At 52.2% G+C, this 649-nt stretch carries 1 protein-coding gene and 1 pseudogene; both read left to right on the top strand.

The annotated features are described in order from the left end of the window. Nucleotides 1-291 precede the first annotated feature (291 nt). Nucleotides 292-471 carry a type II toxin-antitoxin system HicA family toxin gene (locus HT737_RS30790; protein ID WP_007963251.1) on the top strand — a complete coding sequence of 60 codons (180 nt, stop codon included), beginning with the start codon at nucleotides 292-294 and terminating at the stop codon, nucleotides 469-471. Between the two features lie 36 nt (nucleotides 472-507). Further along, nucleotides 508-649 (top strand): annotated as a pseudogene (locus HT737_RS30785) (type II toxin-antitoxin system HicB family antitoxin); the annotation flags it as partial.

Raw genomic sequence — 649 nt, 5'->3', positions numbered from 1 at the left:
ACTTCCCTCTACCCGCTCCACTCAATCAGGTCTCACGTCGTGGTTGATGACGGGGGGATGCAGGAAACAGAAAAAACCGGCCTACAAGGCCGGTTTTTTTTTGTGTCCGGGATTTGTCCGCATTGCCCCGTAAAGGCCTGCAACACACCCATCATTCCAACGCGAAGCCCCAGCCTAGACTGGACCTTGCCAGCGAGCCAATTAAAAGACGATGACCGCTCGGTGGTTATAGTGTTGATCAAAAAAAATCAGTAGTTATAGTACCCACCAAGCACACCACAAGGAGGTGTTGTGAATAGCCGCTTTTTAATCGGTCAACTCGTCGCAGACGGTTGGTATCTGGTGCGGGTCAAGGGCAGTCATCATCACTTCAAACATCCCATCAAACCTGGTCTGGTGACGGTGCCGCATCCAAAGAAGGACCTGCTTAAAAAAACGGCCATCAGCATTTTGAAACAGGCGCTGCTTTGACTCACGCCACCGACAGCGTCCAGGAGGTCCACGAACATGCTTTACCCGATCGCAATTTCAATAGGTGATGAAAAACATGCCTGGGGAGTGGAAGTGCCGGATATTCCCGGCTGTTTTTCTGCCGGGGATGATCGTGGATGATGCCGGTCGCGATGGCTCGCGAAGCCATTGAGGGTCA

The organism is Pseudomonas sp. MD195_PC81_125 (assembly GCF_014060985.1).
Lineage (GTDB): Bacteria > Pseudomonadota > Gammaproteobacteria > Pseudomonadales > Pseudomonadaceae > Aquipseudomonas > Aquipseudomonas parakoreensis.
This window is presented reverse-complemented; position numbering and strand designations above follow the sequence as displayed.